20 protein-coding genes are annotated in these 23903 nt (G+C 58.9%); 2 read left to right on the top strand and 18 right to left on the bottom strand.

Translation table 11 applies throughout. From position 1 onward, the window contains the following. The first annotated feature begins 306 nt into the window (after positions 1–306). Both LQK91_RS02735 and LQK91_RS02730 read left to right on the top strand, forming a co-directional pair. Complete coding sequence (locus tag LQK91_RS02735) at positions 307–873, top strand: hypothetical protein (protein WP_003852402.1); 567 nt, start codon at positions 307–309, stop codon at positions 871–873. Continuing rightward, positions 860–1087: a hypothetical protein gene (locus tag LQK91_RS02730; protein ID WP_003852400.1), complete on the top strand. Its 228-nt coding sequence runs from the start codon at positions 860–862 to the stop codon at positions 1085–1087. Before LQK91_RS02735 ends, LQK91_RS02730 begins: the two co-directional genes overlap by 14 nt. 87 nt (positions 1088–1174) lie before the next feature. Here LQK91_RS02730 and LQK91_RS02725 read toward each other — a convergent pair whose 3' ends face one another. The 18 genes from LQK91_RS02725 to LQK91_RS02640 all read right to left on the bottom strand — a co-directional run bounded on the left by LQK91_RS02725 (position 1175) and on the right by LQK91_RS02640 (position 23807). Further along, complete coding sequence (locus LQK91_RS02725; RefSeq protein WP_105099029.1) at positions 1175–2017, bottom strand: oxidoreductase; 843 nt, start codon at positions 2015–2017, stop codon at positions 1175–1177. A gap of 98 nt (positions 2018–2115) precedes the next feature. After that, the gene (locus tag LQK91_RS02720) at positions 2116–3897 is read right to left on the bottom strand and encodes a thiamine pyrophosphate-requiring protein (protein ID WP_003852397.1); all 1782 of its coding nucleotides are present in this window, start codon (positions 3895–3897) and stop codon (positions 2116–2118) included. A 61-nt stretch (positions 3898–3958) separates the two neighbouring features. Next, the gene (locus tag LQK91_RS02715) at positions 3959–5917 is read right to left on the bottom strand and encodes a hydantoinase B/oxoprolinase family protein (protein ID WP_105099028.1); all 1959 of its coding nucleotides are present in this window, start codon (positions 5915–5917) and stop codon (positions 3959–3961) included. Position 5918: 1 nt separating this feature from the next. After that, complete coding sequence (locus tag LQK91_RS02710) at positions 5919–7964, bottom strand: hydantoinase/oxoprolinase family protein (RefSeq protein ID WP_105099027.1); 2046 nt, start codon at positions 7962–7964, stop codon at positions 5919–5921. 18 nt (positions 7965–7982) lie between these two features. After that, positions 7983–8429, bottom strand: a complete 447-nt coding sequence (locus LQK91_RS02705) for a GNAT family N-acetyltransferase (RefSeq protein WP_105099026.1) — start codon at positions 8427–8429, stop codon at positions 7983–7985. A gap of 252 nt (positions 8430–8681) precedes the next feature. Next, a complete protein-coding gene (locus LQK91_RS02700) occupies positions 8682–9191 on the bottom strand; it encodes an Lrp/AsnC family transcriptional regulator (RefSeq protein ID WP_003852391.1) in 510 nt (169 codons plus the stop codon). Positions 9192–9357: 166 nt separating this feature from the next. Beyond that, positions 9358–10674 carry a 4-aminobutyrate--2-oxoglutarate transaminase gene (gabT, locus tag LQK91_RS02695; protein ID WP_003852389.1) on the bottom strand — a complete coding sequence of 439 codons (1317 nt, stop codon included), beginning with the start codon at positions 10672–10674 and terminating at the stop codon, positions 9358–9360. A 113-nt stretch (positions 10675–10787) separates the two neighbouring features. Then, the gene (locus LQK91_RS02690) at positions 10788–11921 is read right to left on the bottom strand and encodes a M20 aminoacylase family protein (RefSeq protein WP_105099025.1); all 1134 of its coding nucleotides are present in this window, start codon (positions 11919–11921) and stop codon (positions 10788–10790) included. A 1-nt stretch (position 11922) separates the two neighbouring features. Beyond that, entirely contained in the window at positions 11923–12849 is a 927-nt protein-coding gene (locus LQK91_RS02685; protein WP_039659905.1) for a 2-hydroxyacid dehydrogenase, read from the bottom strand. Further along, complete coding sequence (locus tag LQK91_RS02680) at positions 12849–13691, bottom strand: GNAT family N-acetyltransferase (RefSeq protein ID WP_105099024.1); 843 nt, start codon at positions 13689–13691, stop codon at positions 12849–12851. Before LQK91_RS02680 ends, LQK91_RS02685 begins: the two co-directional genes overlap by 1 nt. An 11-nt stretch (positions 13692–13702) precedes the next feature. Beyond that, positions 13703–15034, bottom strand: coding sequence for an NAD(P)/FAD-dependent oxidoreductase (locus LQK91_RS02675; protein WP_003852381.1), 1332 nt, complete (start codon positions 15032–15034; stop codon positions 13703–13705). 122 nt (positions 15035–15156) lie between these two features. Continuing rightward, a complete protein-coding gene (locus LQK91_RS02670) occupies positions 15157–16821 on the bottom strand; it encodes an ABC transporter ATP-binding protein (RefSeq protein ID WP_003852379.1) in 1665 nt (554 codons plus the stop codon). Beyond that, the gene (locus LQK91_RS02665) at positions 16818–17669 is read right to left on the bottom strand and encodes an ABC transporter permease (protein WP_105099023.1); all 852 of its coding nucleotides are present in this window, start codon (positions 17667–17669) and stop codon (positions 16818–16820) included. The genes LQK91_RS02670 and LQK91_RS02665 overlap by 4 nt, the downstream gene beginning before the upstream one ends. Next, positions 17666–18622 (bottom strand): ABC transporter permease, encoded by a 957-nt coding sequence (locus tag LQK91_RS02660; protein ID WP_003852376.1) that lies wholly within the window; start codon positions 18620–18622, stop codon positions 17666–17668. Before LQK91_RS02660 ends, LQK91_RS02665 begins: the two co-directional genes overlap by 4 nt. A gap of 40 nt (positions 18623–18662) precedes the next feature. After that, positions 18663–20270 (bottom strand): ABC transporter substrate-binding protein, encoded by a 1608-nt coding sequence (locus LQK91_RS02655; protein ID WP_003852374.1) that lies wholly within the window; start codon positions 20268–20270, stop codon positions 18663–18665. A gap of 82 nt (positions 20271–20352) precedes the next feature. Continuing rightward, on the bottom strand, positions 20353–21630 hold the full coding sequence (locus tag LQK91_RS02650) for an NAD(P)/FAD-dependent oxidoreductase (RefSeq protein WP_105099022.1): 1278 nt from the start codon (positions 21628–21630) through the stop codon (positions 20353–20355). Between the two features lie 10 nt (positions 21631–21640). Continuing rightward, positions 21641–22309: a haloacid dehalogenase type II gene (locus LQK91_RS02645; protein ID WP_105099021.1), complete on the bottom strand. Its 669-nt coding sequence runs from the start codon at positions 22307–22309 to the stop codon at positions 21641–21643. A gap of 28 nt (positions 22310–22337) precedes the next feature. Next, the gene (locus LQK91_RS02640) at positions 22338–23807 is read right to left on the bottom strand and encodes an aldehyde dehydrogenase family protein (RefSeq protein ID WP_008926926.1); all 1470 of its coding nucleotides are present in this window, start codon (positions 23805–23807) and stop codon (positions 22338–22340) included. Positions 23808–23903: the final 96 nt, after the last annotated feature.

The raw sequence follows: 23903 nt of genomic DNA, 5'->3' as shown, positions 1-23903 counted from the left end.
AACTCAAGGGGCTGGGTCAGGGATGCGAGGTGGAATACGGGCTGGGATACAAGATCGAATTCTTATGGTGTCAGAAGCGGGTCGCTGTTTATTTTTTCAGCACAGTGATGGCGCAGGGCTGCGCAATAAGGGTGCGTGCCAGGTGAATGGTTTGTGGGCTGGCTTACAGAACGGTGTTGTTAATGCGCAACAGCGGCTGAAATGCTGGAATGAATAACCTCACTTTTACCATGGATGTTTGACGGTACTGAGCAGGAACTGAAAAATCGAGTTTCAGGGATTCATATGTTACGGCAGGGATGAGAAGTGCGTATTGAAGAAGATATTTATCTCGAAAACTACGAAATCAGACGAAAAAGATTTATTTATGACCGCCAGATTTATCACAGCTACGTTTTTGTTGGCGGCAGCGAAACTTACACTGTCATCGTTGGCGACCGGATAGATGAACAGACCTTTACCCGCATCGGATATCGGATGCCACCCGGTATCTCCTTTCCTGTTAACGGGCTGGCTGAGGTCTGTTTTGACGTGTTCGATGGTCTGGAGTGCATGAGCGATTTTCGCCACATCAGCATTCCCGGATTAGGTAGTGCAGTCGTTTTAAAAAGTGTAGTACTTGCGTTAATGGCACACCATGAAAGCTTCTCTATCGGCGGTTTTGTTTTCCAGCCTGCGTCTGGCGAGATCGTTGAACGCAATCGTCCGACTCCTCTGGAAGAGATCTACGACGCCATGCTTGGGTTAAAAAATGAACTACGCTACAATCGCCGAACAGGGTTGCCGAAGAAAGCGCCGCAACCTTTAATCCCGGACTGTTTCCAGGCTTATAAAGTAGTGACTACAGGGAGAGCTTGCTATGTCGTTTTATGATACACACGATGAAACAACCCCTTTGGCTCCGGTTGAAACCCGATATAAAGAGTTAAGGGCACTTTTGATTGCAGAGTGGCTGGCCCGGCCCGATCTGCCCGCCATTAAAGCTCAGTTAGCTCAGGCGAGAAAACGTTCCTCATCTGCCCTGTTGCGCCGCAAGCTGAAAGAACTGAATGCGCGCGACATGCAGGAAGCAAAGATCCCCGATTAGCACTCAAAGGCCCGATAAACGGGCCTTTCGTATTTTAATAGCTTCTGGTTCACCCACAGGCGGCTTCCCGCCACCCACAATTCACCTCTATTCCGGAAAATCCGTCTCCACCGACGTCTGTTTCCACGCGTCTATCTCAGCCAGCCGCTCTTTGAGCTTACCTGTCACGGCGTCATGGCCCCAGGCACCCATCACCAGATGACGTGGCGGGTTTTCATGCTCGGTAATAGCAATCATCGCCGCGGCGGCCCGCGCCGGATCGCCCTTCTGAGTGCCGCTGTATTCGGAGGTCGCTTTCATCCGCGCGGCGGCGGTCTCCGCATAGTCTGGCAGCGTGCTTGGCGTCTGATGCAGTGAGCGTCCGGCCCAGTCGGTGCGGAACGGACCTGGCTCAACACAGGTCACGTGAATGCCCAGCGGACCGGCTTCCAGCGCCAGCGAATCGGACCAGCCTTCCACCGCATGTTTGCTGGCAGAGTAGTAGCCTGAGCTGGCAAAACCGATTAAGCCTGCCACTGAGGTAATGTTGATCACGTGGCCGCTACGCGCCTTTCTCATTGCGGGCAGCACGGCGCGGGTCAGGGCAAACAGACCGAAAACGTTGGCATCAAACTGCGCGCGGATTTCGCTTTCCACACCCTCTTCCACTGAGCTCTGATAACCGTAACCGGCGTTGTTTACCAGCACATCAATGGTGCCGAACGTGTCCAGGGCCGCACTGACGGCCTGGTCGATGCTCGACTGCTGCGTCACATCCAGCGCCACCGCCAGTGCGTTGTCGTGTCCCTCAACCAGATCGGCAATGGACGCGGTGTCACGTGCCGTCACAACCACCTTAAAGCCACGCGCGATGGTCTGCTGCGCCAGTTCACGGCCAAAACCGGTCGAACATCCCGAGATTAACCAGACAGGGCTGGAATGAGCAGTCATAACAAGACTCCCGTTGAGAATGATGAAGGGGTTTAAGACCCGGACGCGAGGGCATCCGGGAATAAAGGTTAGTGAGACGCGACCGCCCCACTTAGCCCTTAATGCTTTTTATGAAACAGCTGGCTGGCGGTGTCGCTGATGATTTGCGCTGCGCCGCGATCGCCCTTCACCATCGACGCCATAAAGGCTTTCGCCTGCTTGAAGGTGATGTGTGGCGGTAATGGCGCGACTTCCGGATCGGTTTTCACCTCCAGTAATACCGGGCGATCGGCGCTGAGCGCACGCTGCCAGGCACCTGCCAGATCGTCAGGGTTGTCGACAAAAATACCGACCATTCCCAGCGACTGCGCAAACTCAGCGTACTTCACATCCGGCAGCTGCTGTGACGCGTCGAAGCGTGGGTTACCCTCCATCACGCGCTGCTCCCAGGTGACCTGATTCAGATCCTGATTATTGAACACGCAGACAATCAGGCGCGGATCGGCCCACTGCTGCCAGTATTTCTGAATAGTGATCAGCTCGGCCATGTTGTTCATCTGCATCGCACCGTCTCCCACCAGCGCCACCACCGGTTTTTCCGGGTGAGCAAATTTCGCGGCAATCGCGTAAGGCACCGCCGCACCCATACAGGCCAGACCGCCGGAGAGTGACGCGCGCTGTCCCTGTTTTACCCGATAGTCGCGGGCAAACCAGTTGGCGCAGGAGCCGGAATCCGAGGTGACAATGGCGTTGTCCGGTAACTGAGGTGACATCTCCCACACTACCCGCTGCGGATTGACCGGATTAGCCGGTGCCATGGCGCGCTCTTCCATCAGCGTCCACCAGTCACGTACCTGAACCGCAATATCCTCCTGCCAGCTGCGATCCGCTTTATGCTCCAGCAGCGGCAGCAGCGCGCGCAGCGTTTCTGCCGCATCGCCATGCAGGTTCACTTCGCTGGGATAGCGCAGGCCCAGCATGGCGGGATCGATGTCTATCTGCACCGCACGCGCCTTGCCCTCTTCCGGCAGAAATTCCGTCCACGGGAAGCCGCTGCCAATCATCAGCAGGGTGTCGCAGTTTTGCATTAAATCGGATGAAGGTTTCGTGCCGAGCAGGCCAATCGAGCCGGTAACAAACGGCGCGTCGTCCGGCAGCACATCTTTGCCCAGCAGCGCTTTTGCTACTCCGGCACCCAGCACATTGGCAACCTGCACCACCTCAACGGCGGCGTTGCGTGCGCCCGCACCGATGAGAATCGCCACTTTTTTACCGGCGTTAAGCACGTCGGCAGCGCGTTGCAGGTCCGCTTCGTAGGGGATAACTTTGGGACGCTGATAGCCGCTGCCGGAATGGGTGAAGCCATGCAGATGCTGCGGCGGCTGCCACTCTTCATCCTGAATATCTTTAGGGATGATGATCACCGCCACGCCGTTTTGCGCTTTGGCAATGCGCACGCCACGATCCAGCAGATGGCGCACCTGTGTCGGGGTCGAAGCTTCCTGAACGAAGTTAGCGACGTCCGAGAAGATGCGGTCCAGGTTCATCTCCTGCTGATAGCTGGCTCCCCGCGCAGTCGCTTCTGCCTGTCCGGCAATTGCCAGCACCGGCGCATGGTCCATTTTGGCGTCATAAAGCCCGGTCAGCAGATGGGTTGCGCCCGGCCCGCCAGTTGAGAGACAGACGCCCAGCTCCCCAGTAAACTTCGCGTGCCCGGCCGCCATAAAGGCCGCCATCTCCTCGTGCCGCACCTGAATAAATTCGATGCCGTCACCTTTAGCGTTAGCGCGCTGGATAGCTCCCAGCACGCCGTTAATCCCGTCACCTGGATAGCCGTAGATGCGTGTGACGCCCCACTCTTTCAGGCGCTGGACAAAAAAATCACTGGTTTTCATGCTCATCGTCGCGTTGCCTTCATAGTCCATGCAGACTTAAAGCGTAGTCGACGATGCGCACTCTCCGTTAATTGTTCGCCATGGCCGGGTATCGCTGATGCAAATCACTGAATATTTGATTCATATCCGCCGTTTCGCCTATCTCCGCTACCGCCCGGAATACCTGGGTTTTCAGGAAATGACGCCAGCTGACCGGTGCGCCTGCCAGAAAAGCGGTCAGCAACTGGTAACGCTGAGGTGTCCAGAGCGTTTCAAAGCGATTCCGTGCCTCGCCGTGCTCAAAATGCTGCGCAGCGCGTTGCGGCATCGCGGCGCGCAGGCGTGCTGTGGCTGACTCATCCACACCGTCATCAACGATCACTACGCCATACTGCGCCCGGGCTGCTGCGACGCTGAGATAACCACAGCGCACATCCTGCATGACCGCCTCAGTCTCGCGCTGTGACGGCAGGCCATAACCGCCCGCGCCAGGGCCGCGCACTTCGACCACGTCACCCGGCTGGCAGTGGATTACGTCTGTGTTGCAGTGATTGATAACCTCGCCATCGCGCCGGGTGCGGAAGTAAGAGAGCGCCCCGTTCTGCCCGCCCACCACACCCGCCGAGGCAAACACTGACCGGTTACGGTTGCGCGCGGTAATCGTGGTGTTGGGCGAGAAAATCTCAAATGCCATTTCGGTCGCTAAGCCGCCGCGATAGCGACCTGGGCCGGCGCTGTCCTGAGCCAGCCCGTAACGATGAAAACGGATCGGGACTTCCGCTTCGTTGATCTCAATGGGCGTGTTTTTCAGGAAGGCAGACAGCCCGCCAGAGCCGTCAGGCCCGTCATGACGCGGCGTACCGCCCGCGCCACCACCCACTGGACCCAGAGAAGCAACCACGCTGCGGTTATGCGTCTGCGTGCGGATGTTCATGATTGAATTACCGCCCGGTGAATTGGCGGGAAGACGGTCCGGCATCGCCAGCGAGAAGACGCCGATTGTCGCAATCTGCGACAGTGCACAGGTCAGCGAGCGCATCCCCACCGCCGCCGGTGCTTCACAATTCATCACCGTACCCGGCGGCAGGATCGCCCGGGTCGGTCGCAGTGTTCCCGCGTTCAGCAGCAGCGAACGATCCAGTGTGGAGAGCACATAAGTGACGCCCACCAGCGCCAGCGGATGCCGTTCACGGCCGCCGGTCGGCATGTTCAGTGACGAGGCCAGCTGCGGGTCGCTGCCGGTGTAGTCCAGCTCCAGCTGATCGCCCTGCACCCGCAGTGTAATGGCGATACGGCAGGGATAACCGCCCTCGCCATCTTCATCGGCGTAGTCGGCATAAAAATACTCCCCATCGGGAATGGTGCTGATAATGCTGCGGGCCTGTGCTTCGGCGTAATCGAGAATCCCTTCTATGCCCTGTAAAAAATCGTCGATACCAAAACGGGCGATAATGTCGTGGATTTTACGCTCACCGACGTTAACTGAAGCCAGCTGTGCTTTGAAATCACCCCAGTTCTGGTCCGGCACCCGCACGTTAAGCCGCATGATGCTGGCGACCTCTTCATTGAGCTGCCCCTGCCGCATGATTTTCAGTGGCGGGATGCGGATCCCCTCCTGCACGATATCGGTCAACGAGCGCGACAGTGAGGCGGGCACCGCGCCGCCGACGTCGGTGTTATGAATGTGCCCCACCACGAAGCAGACAATTTCGCCCTGGTAAAACACCGGCTTCCAGATGTGGATATCGGGCGAGTGCGTTGCCACATTGCCGGCGTAGGCGTCATTAGTAATGCAGATATCGCCGTCGGCGTAATCGTCAATCAGTGCCAGCACCGGCGCATAGTCGATGCCGCTGTACCAGGGTGCGCCAAAACTGCGCGGCGAGGCAAACGCCAGTCCGGTGCGGCTGACAATCTGGCAGGAGAAATCTTCCGTCTCTTTAACAAAGGTGGAGTGCGCGGTACGCATCAGGGTAAAGGCCATCGCATCGGCAGCAGCGGCGCAGTAGTTCGCCAGGATTTGTAAGTTACGTCCATCAATCGCCATATTATGCCTCGTTCGCCGTGATCAGCAGGTTACCAAAGGAATCGACCGTCACGCCCATACCGGGCGGCACGCAGGTGGTGCAATCGTTCTGCGCAATGATGACCGGACCCCGTAACTGATGGCCGGCAAGCAATACGGTTCGCAGCACCACATCCACCTGATGCCATGCGCCGTCGATCCATGCATCGGTCTGTTTCAGCACTGGCACCGGTTCTGTCGCCGTTGCGAGCCGGTTAATCACCGGTTTTGGCGTGGGTGAGGCGATCACCAGCCGCAGGTTAATCAACTGCACCGGTGCCTGCGGGTCACTGTGACCAAACAGCTGCTGATGCTGGCGATCAAAGGCGTCATGCAGCGCAGTGAAATCTGCCTGCGTCAGCCAGCTCGCCTCCAGCGGCACGTCGATTTCAAACGACTGTCCGTGATAGCGCATATCCGCGCTGAACTGCAGGCTATAGGGCATGTCGCTGCCGTGCTCCTGTGTCAGCCAGCCGCAGGCGCGCTGCTGCAAGGCTTCGGCTTCACTGGCTAATGTGTCAGCGAGCGCAGGCGTCAGGTCGCCGTAGAGTGTGCGGATAAAATCGTTGCGGATGTCCGCTACCAGTCCGCCCAACGCGGAGAGCACGCCTGGCGTGGGCGGAACAATTACCCCTTTCATGTTCAGTTCGCGGGCAAGAAAACAGCCCATCATCGGGCCCGCTCCGCCAAAGGCGAGGAACCAGAATTCACGTGGGTCCAGGCCAAAGCGGGACAGCAGGCCACTGGTGTCGCTGTACATGCTGGAGATCGCCAGTTGAATCGCGGTTTCCGCGGTTTCCTCGACCGAAATAGTGAGCGCATCGGCCAGAGGCTGCCAGGCCGCCCGGGCGGCGGCAACATCCACCGCCACGGCGTTATAACCCAACGCACCGTGGCCCATCATGCCGCAGGCGGCAAAGGCATCGGTGGCCGTCGGCTGTGTGCCGCCGCGCTGGAAGCAGACCGGACCCGGCAGCGATCCGGCACTGTCTGGTCCCATCTGCAATACGCCCTGCCCGTCAATCCACGCCAGCGAGCCGCCGCCTTGCCCCACTGAGGTGACGGCGACAGAAGGAATAAAGATCGGGAAGTCGCCGATGATTTCGCCGTTGCCCTGCGCCACTTTGCCGTCAATGATCACCGCTACGTCGGCGCTGGTGCCGCCAATATCCAGGCTGAGGATTTTGTCAAAACCGCAGGCGCTGGCCAGATAGCTGGCTCCGATTACCCCGGAGGCGGTGCCGGAGAGCACCATCTGTACGCATTCGCGTTTCGCCTGCCCGACGCCCATTACCCCACCGTTGGATTTGGTGATGCGCGGCGGCGGCTTTACGCCAAGCCGTTTCAGTGCCTGCTCAAAGGATTCCAGGTAGTGAATGACCATCGGCTGCACGTAGGCATTAATAGTGGCGGTGATGGTGCGTTCATATTCACGAATAATCGGCCAGATGTCAGCGGAACAGGAGGTCAGCAGCTCAGGCGCGGCTTCCTCAATAATCGCTTTTACTGCTGCTTCATTATGCCGGTTGCGATAGCTGTGCAGCAGCGAGACCACAATGCCCTGACAGCCTGCGGCGCGTGCCTGCTCAATGGCGTCCAGCACGCTCTGACGATCAGGCGCGTGCAGCACATTGCCGTGGGCGTCAATGCGTTCGCGGATGGCAAATACCCGGTCGCGGGTAATCAGCGGTGCGGCACGCCGGGAGAAAAGATCATGGATATGCGGAATTTTCAGCCGCGCCAGCTCCAGAACATCGCAGAAGCCCTCGGTAGCAAACAGTGCCAGCCGCACACCGCGCCGCTGGATCACCGCGTTAATCCCTACCGTCGTGCCGTGGGTAAAGTAGCCAATCTCAGCGGGATCCATGCCCTGATGCTGCTGAAATTGCGTCAGCCCGGTCTCGATTTCGCTGCCAGGTTTGTCCGGGCGTGACAGGACTTTGAGGGTATGGATCTGGTTCGTTTGCTGGTCCAGCACGGCGAAATCAGTAAAGGATCCACCAATATCCACGCCAACGCGGTATCGCATATCGGGTTAACTCCAGAGTTATGAGAGCGGAAATTCCATCAGCGTCTCGGGATGCTGCACAACACGCCAGCCGAGTCGCTGGTAGACCTGATGGGCATCCTGGGTTGAAAGCATCCAGCGGTGCACCGTGTGCAGCTCCGGATGTTCACGGACGCAGGTCGCCAGCCAGCTGCCCAGCCCGTGACCGCGCCAGTTTTCATCAATGATCACGTCGCACAGCCAGCCAAAACGGGTGTAGTCAGTGATCAGTCGGGCAAAACCTATCTGAGTCTGCTGGTGATAAAGACCAAACGGCAGCGAACCGGCAATCGCCCGCGTGGTTTTGGCCTGCGGCTGACCTTTGGCCCAGTAGGACTTCTCCGCCAGCTGAATATGGATCCAGGCAAGGTCCAGCCGCTGGCGATCGGTAGAAATGGTGAACATATCGCGCTGCCACTGCTGATCAGCAATCTGTAATGAGTCCATGGCAACTCCTTGTATCGGTTGAAATCATTTTAAAAGGGTTCGGACGATGGTTGAGGCTGTAGCGCGCCCTGAAACCGGGTGCAGCCACTGAATTTTGTAACGGAAAAAAATTTTATGCTGAGGGAAGATTGGGCAGTTCAAAGCGGTATAGAGGTAACGGGATAACGGGTCAGGCAGGCAGCGAAAAAGCGGGATGAGTGTGACGGCCCTCTCTCCGGTGGACGCAGGAGAGAGGCGACGCCGGACCGACATTTATACGCCGAACTCCACAGTGTGCTTGCCGATGAGCGATCGTAACGGCACGCTGCTTTTCATGATCGGGGATTTAATCACGATATAGCTGAAGTACTTATCAATGCCGATCTGCGCATCCAGCATCTTCTCAATCACTTCCTGATAATGTTCAATGCTGCGGGTAATAAAGCGCAGCAAATAGTCATAGCCGCCGGTGATCAGATGGCACTCCATCAGCTCATCGACGTCGCGCATCGCACTTTCGAACTTCATAAAATCTTCGCGGCGATGGCCTGACAGGGTGACTTCGGTAAAGACGGTCACCGAATCGGTAATGCGGGTGAGATTAATGTGCGCTTCATAACCGGTGATAAAACCAGCCTGTTCCAGACGTTTGACCCGTTGCAGACAGGGACTGGGCGAGAGACCGACGGCGTCGGCGAGGTTAACGTTGCTGATACGGCCATCTTTCTGGAGTTGCACCAGGATGTTGATGTCGATGCGGTCAAGTTTCATTAAGCCGTTCATAGCACCCCCCTCATTGTCAGAGCCTGTTGGGCCAGGCGCTTAATCAAATGTTCAGAACCTCCCGAAGATATAACACGCTTTACCGTAAACGCGCCAGCGCTTCGCAGTGGTTATACCAGCGGGAGGCTTTCAAATTATTCTAATAAAATCAATGAGGAATGCAGATTTAACCCAACCGGCCCGTGGCGCGGGCCAGCGCAATATCAAAGATATGCAATGCCTCTTCCAATTGTGAGTCGGTCGTGACCAGCGGCGCCAGGAAACGGATGGTGTTGCGATGCAGGCCGCATTTGATCAGCAGCAATCCTTCCTGGCAGGCGCTGTCGAGGATCTTCTGGGTAAGCGCCGCATCGGGACGCCCCGTTTCGAAGTCGAGAATTTCCACCGCCTGCATAAAGCCCACGCCGCGCACATCACCAATGCAGGCATATTTGTCCGCCAGCTGTCGCAGACGGGCGTTGAGCTGTTCGCCGAGCTGACAGGACCGCTGCAACAGGTTCTCATGTTCAAACAGATCCAGTACCGCCAGCGCCGCCGCACAGCCCAGTGCGTTGCCGCCGTAGGTGCCGCCTAACCCGCCTGGCGTTGGCGCATCCATGATCTCTGCACGGCCAACCACACCGGAAATCGGCAGACCGCCGCCGAGGCTTTTCGCCAGGGTAATTAAATCTGGTTTGATCCCCAACTGCTGGAAGGCAAACATGGTGCCAGTACGCCCAAAGCCGGATTGCACTTCATCGCAAATCAGCAGAATGCCGTGCTGGCTGGTGATACGACGCAGCGCCTGCATAAAGGCCGGTCCGGCTGGCAGGAAGCCGCCATCGCCCTGTACCGGCTCGATGATAATCGCAGCCACACGCTCAGGCAGGATCTGCACGGCGAAGAGCTGATCCATCGCCTTCAGGCAGTCCGCTTCGGTGATGCCGTGCAGCGGGTTCGGGAATGGCAGACGATAGATGTCGCCAGGGAACGGACCAAAGTTCTGTTTGTAAGGCGCGGACATACCGGTCAGGGTGACACCCAGCAGGGTACGCCCATGAAACGCACCATCAAACGCGATGATGCCAGGCCGCTGGGTGTGCGAGCGGGCAATCTTCACCGCATTTTCCACGGCTTCGGCGCCGCTGGTGAAGAAGACGCTTTTGTATGCCTCATCGCCGCCGACCAGTTTGTTCAGCCGCTGTGCCAGTTCAATGTAGCCCGGATAGGCCACCACCTGAAAACAGGCGTGAGAAACCAGACCCAACTGCCTGGTGACCGCATTGACCACCGCAGGGTGATTGTGGCCGACGTTCAGCACGCCGATGCCGCCAACAAAGTCGAGATAGCGATTGCCCTCCACATCCCATACTTCACTGCCTCTGGCGCGTTCGATCACCAGCGGATGGGCGGTCACTACACCGCGCGGCACATTCTGCTCACGTGCATCCAGTAACAGGCTGTTATCGGAATATGCTTGCTGCTCTGCCATGACATTCTGCATTTTAAACCCTCATCCACGTAACGTTCGGTTGGCTCAAGTATCGCAACCTGCTGGTTTCTTACGCTGCCGTAATTCCCCAGGCAGCGGCATTTCCTGTCAAAATCCCGCTGCATTCAGCAGGGAAATTTCTCTGCCAGCGCCTGACGAATCAGGGCGACAAAAACGTTAATGCCATGCGGGATCAGCGCATCATTGAAGTCGTAAGCGGCATGGTGCAGCGGCTTGCAGGGTGCCGATCCCAGCCACAGATAGGCACCGGGGCGCGCCTGCAGCATAAAAGCAAAATCTTCTGAGGTCAGCGCGGGCTGTGGTGCGAGGTCAGCCGGGATGCCCGCCTGCTTTAGCGCCTCAAGGGAAAGCTGCGCTTCCGTTGCGCTGTTGATCGTCGCCGGGTAGTAGCGCCGATAGCTGACCTCTGCCTGCAGGCCGTGGGCGGCGGTGATGTGCGCCGCCATCTGGCGCAAACGCGCTTCAATCGTATCCTGTGCAGTCGGGCTGAAGGTGCGCACCGTGCCGGTGATGTTCGCCTCTGCCGGGATCATGTTGTGTGAAAAGCCACCCTGCATTCGGGTAACGGTGAGCAGCGCGGTTTCGCATGGGTCGAGTGCGCGTGAAACCAGGGTATTCAGCTGCACCACCAGCTCACTGGTCGCAAGAAGCGTATCGCATGTGAGATGAGGCTGCGCAGCGTGACCGCCGCCACCCAGCACCCGAATATCAAAGCGGTCGGCTGCCGCCATGATGGCGCCGGGCCGGGTCTGCACCTGACCGAGGGGCAGTTCAGGCCAGTTATGAATGGCGTAGACCGCCTCACAGGGAAAGCGGCTGAAAAGGCCATCCTCGATCATCGCCTTTGCGCCCGCCTGCCCCTCTTCGGCAGGCTGAAAGATAAAGCAGACGCTGCCGTCAAAGCTGACGTCGCGCGCCAGTTTTTCGGCGGCCCCCAGCAGCATCACAGTATGACCGTCATGGCCGCAGGCGTGACTCACCTGCTCTGCCTGGCTTTGCCACTCTGTGCCGCTCTGATCCTGCATCGGCAACGCATCCATATCGGCGCGCAGGCCGATCATGCGGTCACTGCTGCCCTTTTTCAGTATCCCGACCACGCCGGTTTTACCGATGCCGCGATGCACCTCCATGCCCAGCTGTTGCAGGAAATTCGCCACCATCTCGCTGGTGCGTTGCTCCTGAAAGCCCAGCTCCGGGTGCGCATGCAGATCGCGGCGCAGTGCCAGTAAATGTTCCATCTTAATATCCTCGCGAACGGTCAATTTCACCGTGCAGCGGTTCGCCACGCTGGTAGCGCCGCAGGTTTTCCAGCAGTGCCGCAATGGCGCTCTCATTCTGCGTCTGGCTGGCGATGTGTGGGGTGAGCCAGATGGCGGGATGGTGCCAGAACGGATGGCCCTGAGGTAACGGCTCCGGATCGGTGACATCAATCACGGCAGCACGGAGCTGACCGCTCTCCAGCGCTTTGAGCAGATCGTCATGGTTCAGTTGCGGGCCGCGACCGGCCTGCACCAGCGCCGCGCCCTGGGGTAACTGATTAAACAGGCTGTGGTTCAGCAAACCCCGCGTCGTGTCGGTCAGCGGCAGCAGGCAGATCAGAATTTCGCTGTGGGCCAGGAAGTCAGCGAGCTGATCAGCGCCGTGCCAGCAGCGTACGCCAGGAAAGTGGCGTGGTGTGCGGCTCCAGCCTGCGCAGTCAAAACCCAGCGCCACCAGTTGCACTAACGCGGCCTGACCCAGTTCGCCCAGCCCCATCACGCCGACCCGCCGCTGCGAGGCGGGTAATGCCACGTGCGCCAGCCACTGCTGCTGGCGCTGCTGATGAAAATAGCGCGGCATATCACGATGCAGCCCGAGCACCGCAAAGGTGACATATTCCACCATGCCCTGCGTCAGACCCGGTTCGATCATCCTGATTACTGGCAGGTCGGGCGGCAGCGCACTGAAGTCAAACTGATCGGCGCCGGCACCCACCGAGAAGAGCAGTTTCAGGTGTGGAAACCGCGCCGGAATGTCTGCCGGAGGCTGCCAGGCAACCAGCGCCTCAACCTGGTCTGGTTCACCGGTCTCTGGCCAGATATGCAGGTGAATGTCAGGTGCATGTTCTGCCAGCCAGCGCTGCCAGATCCGCCCACGTTCAGGCTCCGATTTATAGACGATATGCATCAGGCCATCGCCTGCGTCATCAATCCAAACGCCTGCATACCCTGCGGTGTCCAGGGCATGCCGCGCACCATTGTGGTGGGCGCATCGACCTGAGGAATACCGAGAGAGGTTAGCCAGGCAGCCATCGGCAGCGCGGCGTCGGTGTCGATTCGCAGGAATTCACCCTGTAACGACTGCATCAGCGAGGCGACCAGCGCCTGCGCGATCGCAAAGTCAGCGGCGATTACCGGGCCAATTGCCCAGCCGTGCCCAAAGCGGCGCAGGCTGGCGAAGCCCTGAATCTGCTGTGATGCGTCCTCTAAAATCACCGTCTGACAGTCGCGCAGTAAATGCGCAATAAGCGCCGGGCGATGCATACCGTGTGCCTGCTGATCCAGCGTCACCAGCGTGCTGTGATCGGCCAGTGTCGCCGGGCGCAGCTGGCATCCCGCCGGGATCACAACGTCTGGCAGCGTGGTGACTTCACCGGTCTGGTGCTGACGAATCTCACCACAGCTGACAAACCCGAGCTTTTCATACAAGCCTTTGCCCATTTCAGTGGCGTGCAGACGCACGTTGTAATCCGGTACTTTTTCCAGTTGCGCCAGCATCAGCTGTTTGCCGAGGCCACGCCCCTGCTGCTGGTTATCGACAATCACCAGACCCAGCGTGGCGGCACTGTCGCCCCAGCGCCAGAGCAAGGCACTGCCGATCAGCCTGCCCTGCTCTTCAATCACTGTGCCCTCGCCCAGCTGCAGCGCCAGCGCCCAGTCTTCGCGTCGGTGGGGCCATTTCAGTGCCTGCGTCATGCTGAAGCACGGGTTAAGATCGTCTGGCGTCATTGCGCGTATTGTCAGGCTCATTAAAACTCTCCTTACATCATGCCTGGTGTTTCAAGTCCGCTGCCGTCCACCAGACGGCTGTAGCGGTACGGCGTTGGATCAACGATGGGGGTGGCTTCGGTGGCAAGATCCGCCGCCAGTCGACCGGCTCCCGGTCCGATACCGAAGCCGTGGGCGCTGTACCCTGCAGACAGCACCAGCCCCGGCAGTTTCGCCACGGTAGAGATCACCGGAATTGCGTCCGGGGTACTGTCGATCATGCCGCCCCACGACTGCGCCAGCCGGAGGTTCGCCAGCGCCGGGTATTCACGCCGCATCGCCGCCAGCCCCTCTTCCACGATTTTTGCATCGGCGGCCGGATCGAGAATGCGCATGCGCTCAAACGGTGACTCGCGGTCAAATGCCCAGCCACCCATCGCCTCCGGGCCGTTGAAGAACGGCGACAGCCCAAGGTTGAGGGTGAGATTCTTGCGGCGACTTTTGAATGTGGGATAGAACTGACGAGCGTAACGCAGCCCCTGTGCGCCTGGCTCCAGACGCCCGCGACCCGAGACGGAGACGGTGTAACTGCCATCCATCTGCGGCCGGCAGGCAAAGCCCGGCGTGTAGAGCGGCATGGCGATCGCCTGCTCGATAGGCTGGGTACGGAAAGCGGTGCCAATAACGTTGCCCAGCGGCAGATCGATGCCATGACGACGGCAGAACATCGAGGTCCACGCTCCGCCGGCACAGATAACCCGGCTGGTTTTGATCAGACCGCGTTCGGTCCAGACGCCGCTGACACGGCCGCCAGCGATATCCAGCCCGCGCACCGCACACTGCTGAAACAGCATTGCGCCTTTTTTCAGCGCGCCCGCCACCAGCCCAGGCGCAGCGAGGCGCGGTTCGGCGTGACCGTCGGTCGGCGCTGAGAGACCGCCCCGCCACGGAGTGGTGCTGCCCGGCGTCATTGCTTTGGCCTGCTCCGCCGTGAGAATCGAACTGTTTACGCCATAGCCCTTTGCCATCTGGATCCACTTATCCCAGGCCGCAATGTCCGACTCTTCCTGCGTGGCGTAAACCAGCCCGCTGCGCCGGAACCCAAGCTCTTCGCCGGTTTCATCATTTAGCTCACCCCAGCGTTGCAGCGCATAAATAATCAGCGGCAGTTCGCGCTCATCGCGGTTCTGCTGTCGACACCAGCCCCAGTTGCGGCTTGACTGCTCTGCCCCTACCAGGCCTTTCTCAATCAGCACAACCTTCACTCCCTGCTTTGCCAGCTCCCAGGTGGCTGCGGCACCGGCAATACCGGCGCCAATCACCACCACATCGGCGGAATCAGGGAAATTCGCACTGTCCTGTACATAACGAATGGGTGCAGGCATAACACAATAACCTCTGTTGTCAGTATCGGGTCTGGCGCAGGGCAACATCGCCGCTGTGCGTAAGTACGTCGCCTGCGCAATGCATCACTGCTCTGCAGGCGGGTAAATCAGAGCACGCTAACTCACTCTGCTTTTAAAATCTCTTCATGCTCATCCAGCCAGCCCTGACGCAGCTCCGGCACCGCGCGCTTCAGCCGCTCGAAATAGAGTTCACTGGTCGGCTTGTCGTAGTCGTTGCGCGCCAGCTGGGTGACGATGCGACCGCTCTTCATTACCACAATTTCGTCGCACACCGCGCGAACGGCATGCATGTCGTGGCTGATAAAGATTACTGAGAGGCCCAGCTCACGGCGCAGCTCGCTGATTAAGTCGAGTACGGCGGCGGCAACCACGGTATCCAGCGCCGAGGTCACTTCATCACACAGAATCAGGTCCGGTTCAGCCGCCAGCGCACGCGCAAGGTTGACGCGCTGCTTTTGCCCGCCAGAAAGTGCCCAGGGACGCCGCCACAACACGCTGCGTGGCAGCTGTACCAGATCCAGTAGCTGATAAAGTCGCTGCTGGCGGGCCGAACCACTCAGGCCGTGAAACAGCGTCAGCGGTCGCGACAGGATACGTTCAACGCTGTGGGCCGGATTCAATGCGGTATCCGCCATCTGGAACACATACTGAATGCGCCGCAGCTCGTTGTCAGGGCGTTTTTGCATATCGCCCGCAATGTAGTGGCCGTTAAACAGGATGTGGCCGTGACTGGGGGCATTAAGACCGGCAATGGCGTGCGCCAGGGTGGTTTTGCCCGAGCCTGACTCACCGATAATGCCAATCGCCTGTCCTTTCCACAGTTTGAGGTTAATCTCCTCAAGAATGCGCACTTTCGAATGGCCGTCGCTGCCACGCGGGCCATAACCTGCGTTGAGGTCGCGCACCTCCAGCAGCGGCTGAATATCGGCAGCGGCCGGGCACCAGTTGCTGGGCCGCTCTTTCTGCCGCGCGGCGTCCATCAGTAAGCGGGTGTACTCTGCCTTAGGCGCGCCAATCAGATGCGCCGTGCTGCCATACTCCGCCATTTTGCCGCGCAGCAGCACCAGAATCCGGTCAGCCATCTGTGCCACCACGGCCAGATCGTGACTGACGTAAATCGCGGTGACGCCACGCTGCACCACCACGCGGCGAAACGCTTTCAGCACTTCCACCTGGGTGGTCACATCCAGTGCGGTGGTCGGTTCATCGAGGATCACCACATCCGGATCGCCAATCAGCGCCATCGCCGTCATCAGACGCTGTAGCTGTCCGCCCGATACCTGGTGCGGGAAACGGTCGCCAATCGTCTCAGGATTTGGCAGCGCCAGTTCGCGAAACAGGCCTATGGCCTTCTCTTTCGCCGCCTTGCGCGTCAGGGTGCCGTGAATAACCACCGGCTCAATGACCTGATCGAGAATCTTCATGCCCGGATTAAACGATGCCGCCGCGCTCTGGGCGATATAGGCGACTTTGTTACCGCGAAAGGCGCGTAACTGGCCTGGCGTCAGGCTGTTAACATCGGTGCCAGCAACGTGAATGTTACCGTCGGCAATGCGGCAACCGCTGCGGGCATAGCCCATCAGCGCCATGGCGATGGTGGTTTTACCTGAGCCGGATTCGCCTATCAGCGCCAGCACCTCACCCTTCTGCACGGTAAAATGAATGTCGGAAACCAGGTCAATCTCTTCGCCGCGATCGGTCTGCGCGGTGACGCGCAGTTTATCCACCGATATCACTGGCATGGCGGTATGTGGTGTCACGTTCATGCTCCCTCCTTCGCCAGCGTCATCGGACGCATCGCCTGAAGGCTGTCAATAAACAGGTTGGCGCCAATGGTCAGGCTGGCAATCGCCAGCGCGGGCATCAGGACGGCAGGCGAACCGTCAAATAGCCCCTGCATATTTTCACGCACCAGTGTGCCCCAGTCGGCATACGGCGGCTGAACGCCCAGACCGAGGAAACTCAGGCCGCTCAGCAGCAGCACGATGTAGACAAAGCGCAGGCCAAAGTCCGTCAGCATTGGGTGCACCATGTTAGGCAGGATGTCGTGAATCGCGATATACCAGCGGCTTTCGCCCCGCAGCCGTGAAGCCCGGACGTAATCCATGCTACGCAGCGAGCTGGCCATGGCAAAAGCGATACGAAATGCACCCGGCCAGTAGGTGAAAACCGCTGTGAGGATCAGCATCGGCAGCGAGGAGCCAAATACCGCGACGATCATCAGCGACAGCACTTTGCCTGGCAGCACCAGCAGCGCGTCATTAACACGGCCCAGTAACTCCTCCAGCCAGCGCCCCGTGACCGCGGCCAGCAGTGCCAGCAGCGTGCCGATCAGACTGGCCAGCAGCGCCGCACTCAGTGCCAGGCCGATAGAGAATTTCGCGCCGTAGAGAATACGGCTCAGCATGTCGCGTCCCAGATAGTCGGTGCCCAGCAGGTTATCCGCCGTCAGGCCACCCATCAGCGGGCCGCCGCCGATGTCATCAATGCTGTGTGGCGCCAGCGATGTGCCGAATACCGCCATCAGAAGCCAGAACAGCGACATCATCAGACCCAGCCGACCTGACCAGGAAAGAGACTGTAAGAAACGCCAGGGCAACAAGAGAGTATTCATGCGCTTCTCCATTTCGGGTTAAAGGCGATAGTCAGAATGTCGGCCGCCAGCAGCAGCACCAGATAGCAGGCGGCGAACAGCATCACGCAGAGCTGCACCACCGGCAGGTCGCGGTTACTGACCGCATCCACCAGCTGGCTGGCCAGACCGGGATAGCTGAAGATGGTTTCGATGATGATCACCCCGCCAAACAGATAGGAGAGACTGAGTGAAATCGCGTTGGCGATAGGGCCGACCGCATTGGGCAGCGCGTGGCGCAGCACGGCGCGGAGCGGCGACACCCCTTTCAGCAGCGCCATCTCCAGATAGGGGCTGTCGAGCTGATTGATAATGGCGGCCCGCGTCATGCGTGCCATCTGCGCCACCAGCACGCAGCAGAGTGTCAGCACCGGCAGCGCGTATGCTTTGAGGTAGCTCAGCAGGTCGCTGTCCGGGCTGCCGAACGACATCGCCGACACCCAGTGGAGTTTGACGGCGAAAATCAGCACCGCCACGGTGGCCACCAGAAATTCCGGTACCGCAACCGTCGCCATCGTGCCGATAACCAGTGCCCGATCGAGCCGGGAACCGCGATTCATCGCCGCGATGATGCCGATGATCAGCGCCATCGGCACGCAGATCAGCGTGGTGATACCCGCCAGTTCAAAGGTGGCGGGGATACGCTGCGCCACCAGCTGTGAGACCGGCAGATGGCTGGCAAACGAGGTGCCGAAATCGCCCTGCACCATGCCGGTCAGCCAGTGGATATAGCGCATCAGCAAAGGCTGATCGAGACCCAGCTGCTGCCGTAACGCCGCCACCGTTTCCGGCGTGGCGTTCTGGCCGAGGATCATCTGTGCCGCGTCACCCGGCAGCAGGCTGGTGATGAAAAACACCACCGCCGAGACGATAAGCAAAGTCAGGATGCCGGCGCCAATCCGCCGGGCAATCAGGAACATCATGTATCGGTTCATCGGCGTACTCCTTAAAAGAGCCTGTTGGGCCAGGCGGGGATCAGGCTGACAGCCACGCAAACTCATGGAAGCGATAACCCATCATCATGCCCGACGGCCAGGCCTCTACCCCTTTAACCTTCCTGTTATAACCATCGGTGGAGCTGATAAAGGTGGGGATAATCGTGCCGCAGTGGTCATAGATCAGGGCCTGCATGTCGCCATACATCTGCTTGCGTTTTGCCTGATCGCGCTCACCGCGTGCGGCGACCACCAGCTGATCAAACTGGGGATTTTTCCAGCCCGATTCGTTGTTCGGGGCCGTAGAGAGGTAGAACTGAGAAAAGAGCATATCGAGCGTTGGACGCGGGTTTATCGAGCCATATCCGATCGGATCTTTCATCCAGTGCGAAGACCAGTAACCGTCATAGGGCACGCGGCGTACTTTCACGTTGAGACCCGCCCCACGCGCCATCTGCTGAATCAGCTGTCCGCCTTCGTTCGCGCCTTCGATATTCGGCGTGGTGATGATCTCTACCGTGGAGCCTGTCATGCCTGCCTTTTTGATATGAAATTTCGCTTTTTCAACGTCGAGCGGGCGCGGCTTGAGGTCGGCGTTGTAAAGCGGATGCCACGGCGGAACCGGGGTGTCATTACTGACGTCGCCGTATCCCTGCAGTACCGTTTTCACCAGCATTTCGCGCGGCTGCAGGTATTTCATTGCCAGCACGAAATCTTCGTTGTTACCTGGCTTAACATCGGTGCGGATGATCAGGTTGGTATACATGCCCGATTTACTCTCCAGCACGCCAAATTCATTGCTGCCTTTAAGGCGCTTGCAGTCAGCGGCGGTCAGTGTCGACACTATCTGCAGATCGCCCGACATCAGGGCATTGACGCGTGCCGCACCGTCGGTGACACCAATCAATTCCACCTCATCCAGATGGGGCAGTCCGGGCTTGTAGTAGTTGGGATTTTTCGTGCCGATGGTGCGCGTCCCCGGCATAAACGTTTTGCAGACAAAGGGACCGGTGCCGATGCCTTTGCTGAAATCGGTGGTGCCATCCTTCACAATTAAAAACGGTGGCGTTGCCAGCATGTAAGGGACATCGAAGTTGGCACTGTTGAGCTCCAGCTGCACCTCATTGTCATTCACCGCACTGAACGATTTAAACTGATCGGCCAGCTTAAAAGCGATAGAGGCGATGGCAGGATCTTTGTGGCGGCTGAGCGAGAAGATCACATCTTTCGCGGTCAGCGGTTTGCCATCGTGAAAGGTCACCCCTTTACGCAGTTTGATATGCCAGGTGATGCCGTCGCTGGATTCAATCGATTCGGCCAGCGCCGGTTTCGCCATCAGATTTTTATCCAGTTCGGTCAGGCCGCTGTAGAACATAAACTGACGGGTGTAGTCCGCACTGTTGTTACTTTTGGCGGGATCGAGCGTGTCGGTGGCTGACGCATTCGACATCGCTGCCCGCAGTTTTCCGCCTTTAACCGGCTTGTCATCCGCCAGTGCTTTCCCTGAAAAACCGATCAGGCCGCTGCTCATCGCCGCGCCCGCGGAGAGGATTTTCATCAGGCTGCGACGTGACAGTGAGCCTTCAGTGATCATGCGCGTCAGGGCCGGATTTACCGCATCAGCATCGTTATTATCAAATTTACTCATCTCTCTACCCTCAATAGTCAGGCGAACCGGGAATGATGTTCTGGCGGTGCTGGTGACCTGGCGGCCAGCACCCGACGGGACGTTATGAAAGGCGATCCTTTGCTTTGTAATAGAGTCCTGCGAGCGGTAAAAACCATGGCTTGCCGTGATAACCGGGTAGCGCGGGCCATGTGTCGCGCTGCCAGGGATTTTCAGTGCGCTTTTCGGTCAGCAGATCGGCCATCACCCGCCCCATCCACACCGACATCTGCGTGCCGTGACCGCTGTAGCCCAGCGAATAGAACAGGCCATCCTGTTCGCCCGCGTGCGGCAGACGGTCGGCGGTCATGTCAACCATGCCGCCCCAGCAGTACTCCACCGCTGCCTGGCCTAACTGCGGCAGCATCTGCGTCATGGCGCGGCGCAGGATCTCGCCGCTGCGCGAATCGGATGTCGGGTTGCTGACGGCAAACCGGGCACGGCCGCCAAACACCAGACGGCTGTCAGCAGTCGTGCGAAAGTAGTTGCCGATATTCAGCGAGGTGACGTAAGTCCGATTGTTGGGCAGCACCTGGCGCAGCAGCGTCGGGTCCAGCGCTTCGGTCACCACAATAAAGCTGCCGACCGGCACAATGCGGCGCTGAAACCAGGGGAAAGGACCGACGTTGGAGCAGCCGGTCGCCATCAGGACTTTATCCGCCACAATGGTGCCCTGCGCCGTGTGTATCCGGTGCTGATAGCCTTTAAGTCGCTCTAACTTCGTTACCGCGTGATGCGGAAAAATCTTCGCTCCGCTTCGTGCAGCGGCTTCAGCCAGCCCGACGCCAAACTTACCCATGTGCATTTGACCGCCCCGTTTCTGCAGCAGGCCGCCGTGGAAATCGTCGCTGGCGATCTCGTCGCGCACCGCCGTTTTGTCGAGCAGTTCGATCTCCGGGTCCACAGTGCGACGCATCAGTTCATACGCCTCCCGCAGTCCGGCCACGTGCGACGCTTTGCTGGCGAGCTTAAGCTTGCCGCACAGCCGGAAGTCACAGTCGATGGCTTCATCCTGGATCAGTTGCTGGACATAGCTCACCGCATCGTCGAACGCCCGATAGAAGCGGCTGGCCTGTTCCAGACCCTGACTTGCCACCAGCGAGGCGAAGTTCTGCGCTACACCGGTGTTGCAGTGGCCGCCGTTGCGCGCCGAGGCCTGGCTCATCACGTCACCACTCTCCAGCAGCACCACACTGATGCCGCTGCGCGCCAGGTTAAGCGCCGCCGAGACGCCGGTGAAACCGCCACCAATCACTACCACGTCCGCCTGTGCGGGCAGCGGTTCGCGGGCGGCGCCGGTAAAGGTGGGAGCGGTGGCCTGCCAGAACGATTCCAGTTTCATGGGGTGTTCCTCAGAGTCCGACGACGCCAGGCAGGCCGCCGATATCTTTGATTTCGGTGTACTGGTAGTACGGATTCGCCGGTTCATGGCCGCGATTGACCCAGACCTTGTTTTTGATGCCGAGATCGTAGGCGGTCATCAGGTCATAGCGGAAGCTGGAGGAGACATGGAGAATCTCCTCCGGGCCGCAGCCGAGCTTATCCAGCATGTATTCGAAACCTTTCATCTGGGGTTTATATGCGCCCGCTTCTTCAGCCGTGATGGTCAGGTAGATGGGTGCACCCAGACGCGGTTCATGCTGTGGGATCAGGTCTTTCATCGAATTGGTCAGCAGCACCAGCGGAAACTCCTTAGCCACTTTTGCCAGCCCGGCGGGCACATCAGGATGCGGTCCCCAGCTGGCGCAGTCAGTGTAGATAAAGTCGCTGTCGGCTTTACTCCACGTCACGCCCCACTTTTTGCAGGTGCGCTGAATCGCATTACTGACCACGTCGTAATAGGGTTTCCATGCGCCGAGCACCTCATCCAGCCGGTAACTGGAAAAGTCGGTAGTAAAGGCATGCATTGCATCCGGGTCGACGCGGTCGCTGAAACAACGCTCCGCCGCGCCAGCCATATCGAAGCGAATCAGTGTGCCGTAACAGTCAAACGTGATGAATTTCGGTTTAAACAGTGCCATGTAACACCCTCGTCATTGTCAGTTGCGCTTAGAAATCGATGAGTACACTTTTCTGGCGCTGGCAGGCCTGAAACGCCTGACGCCCTAAATCTTTACCAATGCCAGAACCCAGGAAGCCACCGGTTGGAATAATGAAGTCGCCGGAGCGTCCATAGCGGTTAATCCAGACGGTGCCCGCCTCTATGGCACGCATCGCCCGCATGGCACGAGGCAGGCTCAGCGTGTGCACGCCGGCACAAAGGCCATAGGTGTCATGGGCGGCCATCGCCAGCCCCTGCTCTTCGTCGTCAAACGTCTGTACTGTCAGCACCGGACCAAAAATCTCCTGCTGCACCGCCGGGTTATCCTGCGCCACGTGGCTCAGCAGTGTGGGCTGCCAGAACCAGCCGTTGTCGGTGTCGGCAAAACGCTCTCCGCCCACCAGCACTTCTGCGCCCTGTGCTTTTGCTGCCTCAATGACCGAGCAGACTTTGTTGCCCTGGCGTTCGTCGATCAGGGGCGCATAACGGCTCTCTTCCTGCCACGTGACGCCCGGTTTAAGTTCGCGGCAGAGCTGGGCCAGCCGCTCAACCAGCGGATCGGCGATATTGCGTTGTACGATAAGACGGGTGCCCGCCACGCAAGCCTGCCCGCCGTTGGCGGTAAAGCCGCGCAGAATGCGCTGAGCCAGCACCTCAAGGTCACCCGCGTCATCGAATACCAGTTGCGGACTCTTGCCGCCCAGCTCCAGTGTCACGGGTTTCATACCGTGCTGCGCGGCATCGCTCATGATGCGTTTTCCGGTCACGGTCGAGCCGGTAAAGGAGACTTTGCGCACCAGCGGATGGGTCACCAGCGCGCTGCCGGTCACCGCGCCACTGCCCTGAACAATATTCAGCACGCCCGCCGGTAAGCCCGCCTGGATCGCCAGTTCAGCCATACGCACGGTTGAAAACGGGGTCAGTTCAGAGGGTTTGAGCACCACGGCGTTACCCGCCGCCAGCGCCGGTCCGCATTTCCACGACGCCATCGACAGCGGAAAATTCCACGGGGTAATCGCGGCGATGACACCATAAGGTTCAGCAATCAGCATGCCGAGACTGCTGTCACGGGTTGGAAAGAGGTCACCGCTGTATTTGTCGGCGCATTCGGCATAGAAGCGAATCGCTTCGGCGGTGAACGGAATTTCATGCAGCACAACGTCGCTGATTGGACGTGTCGAACCCAGTGCTTCCAGCTGAGCCAGCAGCGTGTCCTGCTCAATCAGATCGGCCCAGCGGCGTAACACGCGACCGCGTTCGCGCGGCGGACAGCCGGACCAGCCGCTGGTTTTCAGCGCCTGATGCGCAACAGTGACAGCGCGATCAACATCCTGCGGCGTCGCATCCTGCAGCGTGGCATAGACTCTGCCATCCGAGGGACGTTTTACCTCAAATGATGCGCCCTGGCTCTGGCAGTGCTGGCCGCCAATATAATGGCCAGCCGGAAGAGAAACTTTTTCAGGGTCGAAACTTAACATGGAAAAATCCTTATTTGTTACACCCATCAGTTGCTGGTTTATTAGCGTTTTCACTGGCCGATTTCTGTGGCGTTAATAAGCTAATGCAGAAAGTAT

The sequence above is a fragment of the Pantoea sp. MHSD4 genome (assembly GCF_021043305.1).
Classification (GTDB): domain Bacteria; phylum Pseudomonadota; class Gammaproteobacteria; order Enterobacterales; family Enterobacteriaceae; genus Pantoea; species Pantoea eucalypti.
This window is presented reverse-complemented; position numbering and strand designations above follow the sequence as displayed.

Excerpts from the sequence above, each read along its gene's own strand:
- LQK91_RS02705 (WP_105099026.1), bottom strand. The coding sequence starts at position 8,429 with ATGGACTCATTACAGATTGCTGATCAGCAGTGGCAGCGCGATATGTTC.
- gabT (WP_003852389.1), bottom strand. The coding sequence starts at position 10,674 with ATGCAGAATGTCATGGCAGAGCAGCAAGCATATTCCGATAACAGCCTG.
- LQK91_RS02655 (WP_003852374.1), bottom strand. The coding sequence starts at position 20,270 with ATGAGTAAATTTGATAATAACGATGCTGATGCGGTAAATCCGGCCCTG.
- LQK91_RS02685 (WP_039659905.1), bottom strand. The coding sequence starts at position 12,849 with ATGCATATCGTCTATAAATCGGAGCCTGAACGTGGGCGGATCTGGCAG.
- LQK91_RS02730 (WP_003852400.1), top strand. The coding sequence starts at position 860 with ATGTCGTTTTATGATACACACGATGAAACAACCCCTTTGGCTCCGGTT.
- LQK91_RS02640 (WP_008926926.1), bottom strand. The coding sequence starts at position 23,807 with ATGTTAAGTTTCGACCCTGAAAAAGTTTCTCTTCCGGCTGGCCATTAT.
- LQK91_RS02700 (WP_003852391.1), bottom strand. The coding sequence starts at position 9,191 with ATGAACGGCTTAATGAAACTTGACCGCATCGACATCAACATCCTGGTG.
- LQK91_RS02680 (WP_105099024.1), bottom strand. The coding sequence starts at position 13,691 with ATGAGCCTGACAATACGCGCAATGACGCCAGACGATCTTAACCCGTGC.
- LQK91_RS02725 (WP_105099029.1), bottom strand. The coding sequence starts at position 2,017 with ATGACTGCTCATTCCAGCCCTGTCTGGTTAATCTCGGGATGTTCGACC.
- LQK91_RS02690 (WP_105099025.1), bottom strand. The coding sequence starts at position 11,921 with ATGGAACATTTACTGGCACTGCGCCGCGATCTGCATGCGCACCCGGAG.
- LQK91_RS02675 (WP_003852381.1), bottom strand. The coding sequence starts at position 15,034 with ATGCCTGCACCCATTCGTTATGTACAGGACAGTGCGAATTTCCCTGAT.
- LQK91_RS02645 (WP_105099021.1), bottom strand. The coding sequence starts at position 22,309 with ATGGCACTGTTTAAACCGAAATTCATCACGTTTGACTGTTACGGCACA.
- LQK91_RS02715 (WP_105099028.1), bottom strand. The coding sequence starts at position 5,917 with ATGGCGATTGATGGACGTAACTTACAAATCCTGGCGAACTACTGCGCC.
- LQK91_RS02710 (WP_105099027.1), bottom strand. The coding sequence starts at position 7,964 with ATGCGATACCGCGTTGGCGTGGATATTGGTGGATCCTTTACTGATTTC.
- LQK91_RS02670 (WP_003852379.1), bottom strand. The coding sequence starts at position 16,821 with ATGAACGTGACACCACATACCGCCATGCCAGTGATATCGGTGGATAAA.
- LQK91_RS02665 (WP_105099023.1), bottom strand. The coding sequence starts at position 17,669 with ATGAATACTCTCTTGTTGCCCTGGCGTTTCTTACAGTCTCTTTCCTGG.
- LQK91_RS02660 (WP_003852376.1), bottom strand. The coding sequence starts at position 18,622 with ATGAACCGATACATGATGTTCCTGATTGCCCGGCGGATTGGCGCCGGC.
- LQK91_RS02650 (WP_105099022.1), bottom strand. The coding sequence starts at position 21,630 with ATGAAACTGGAATCGTTCTGGCAGGCCACCGCTCCCACCTTTACCGGC.
- LQK91_RS02720 (WP_003852397.1), bottom strand. The coding sequence starts at position 3,897 with ATGAGCATGAAAACCAGTGATTTTTTTGTCCAGCGCCTGAAAGAGTGG.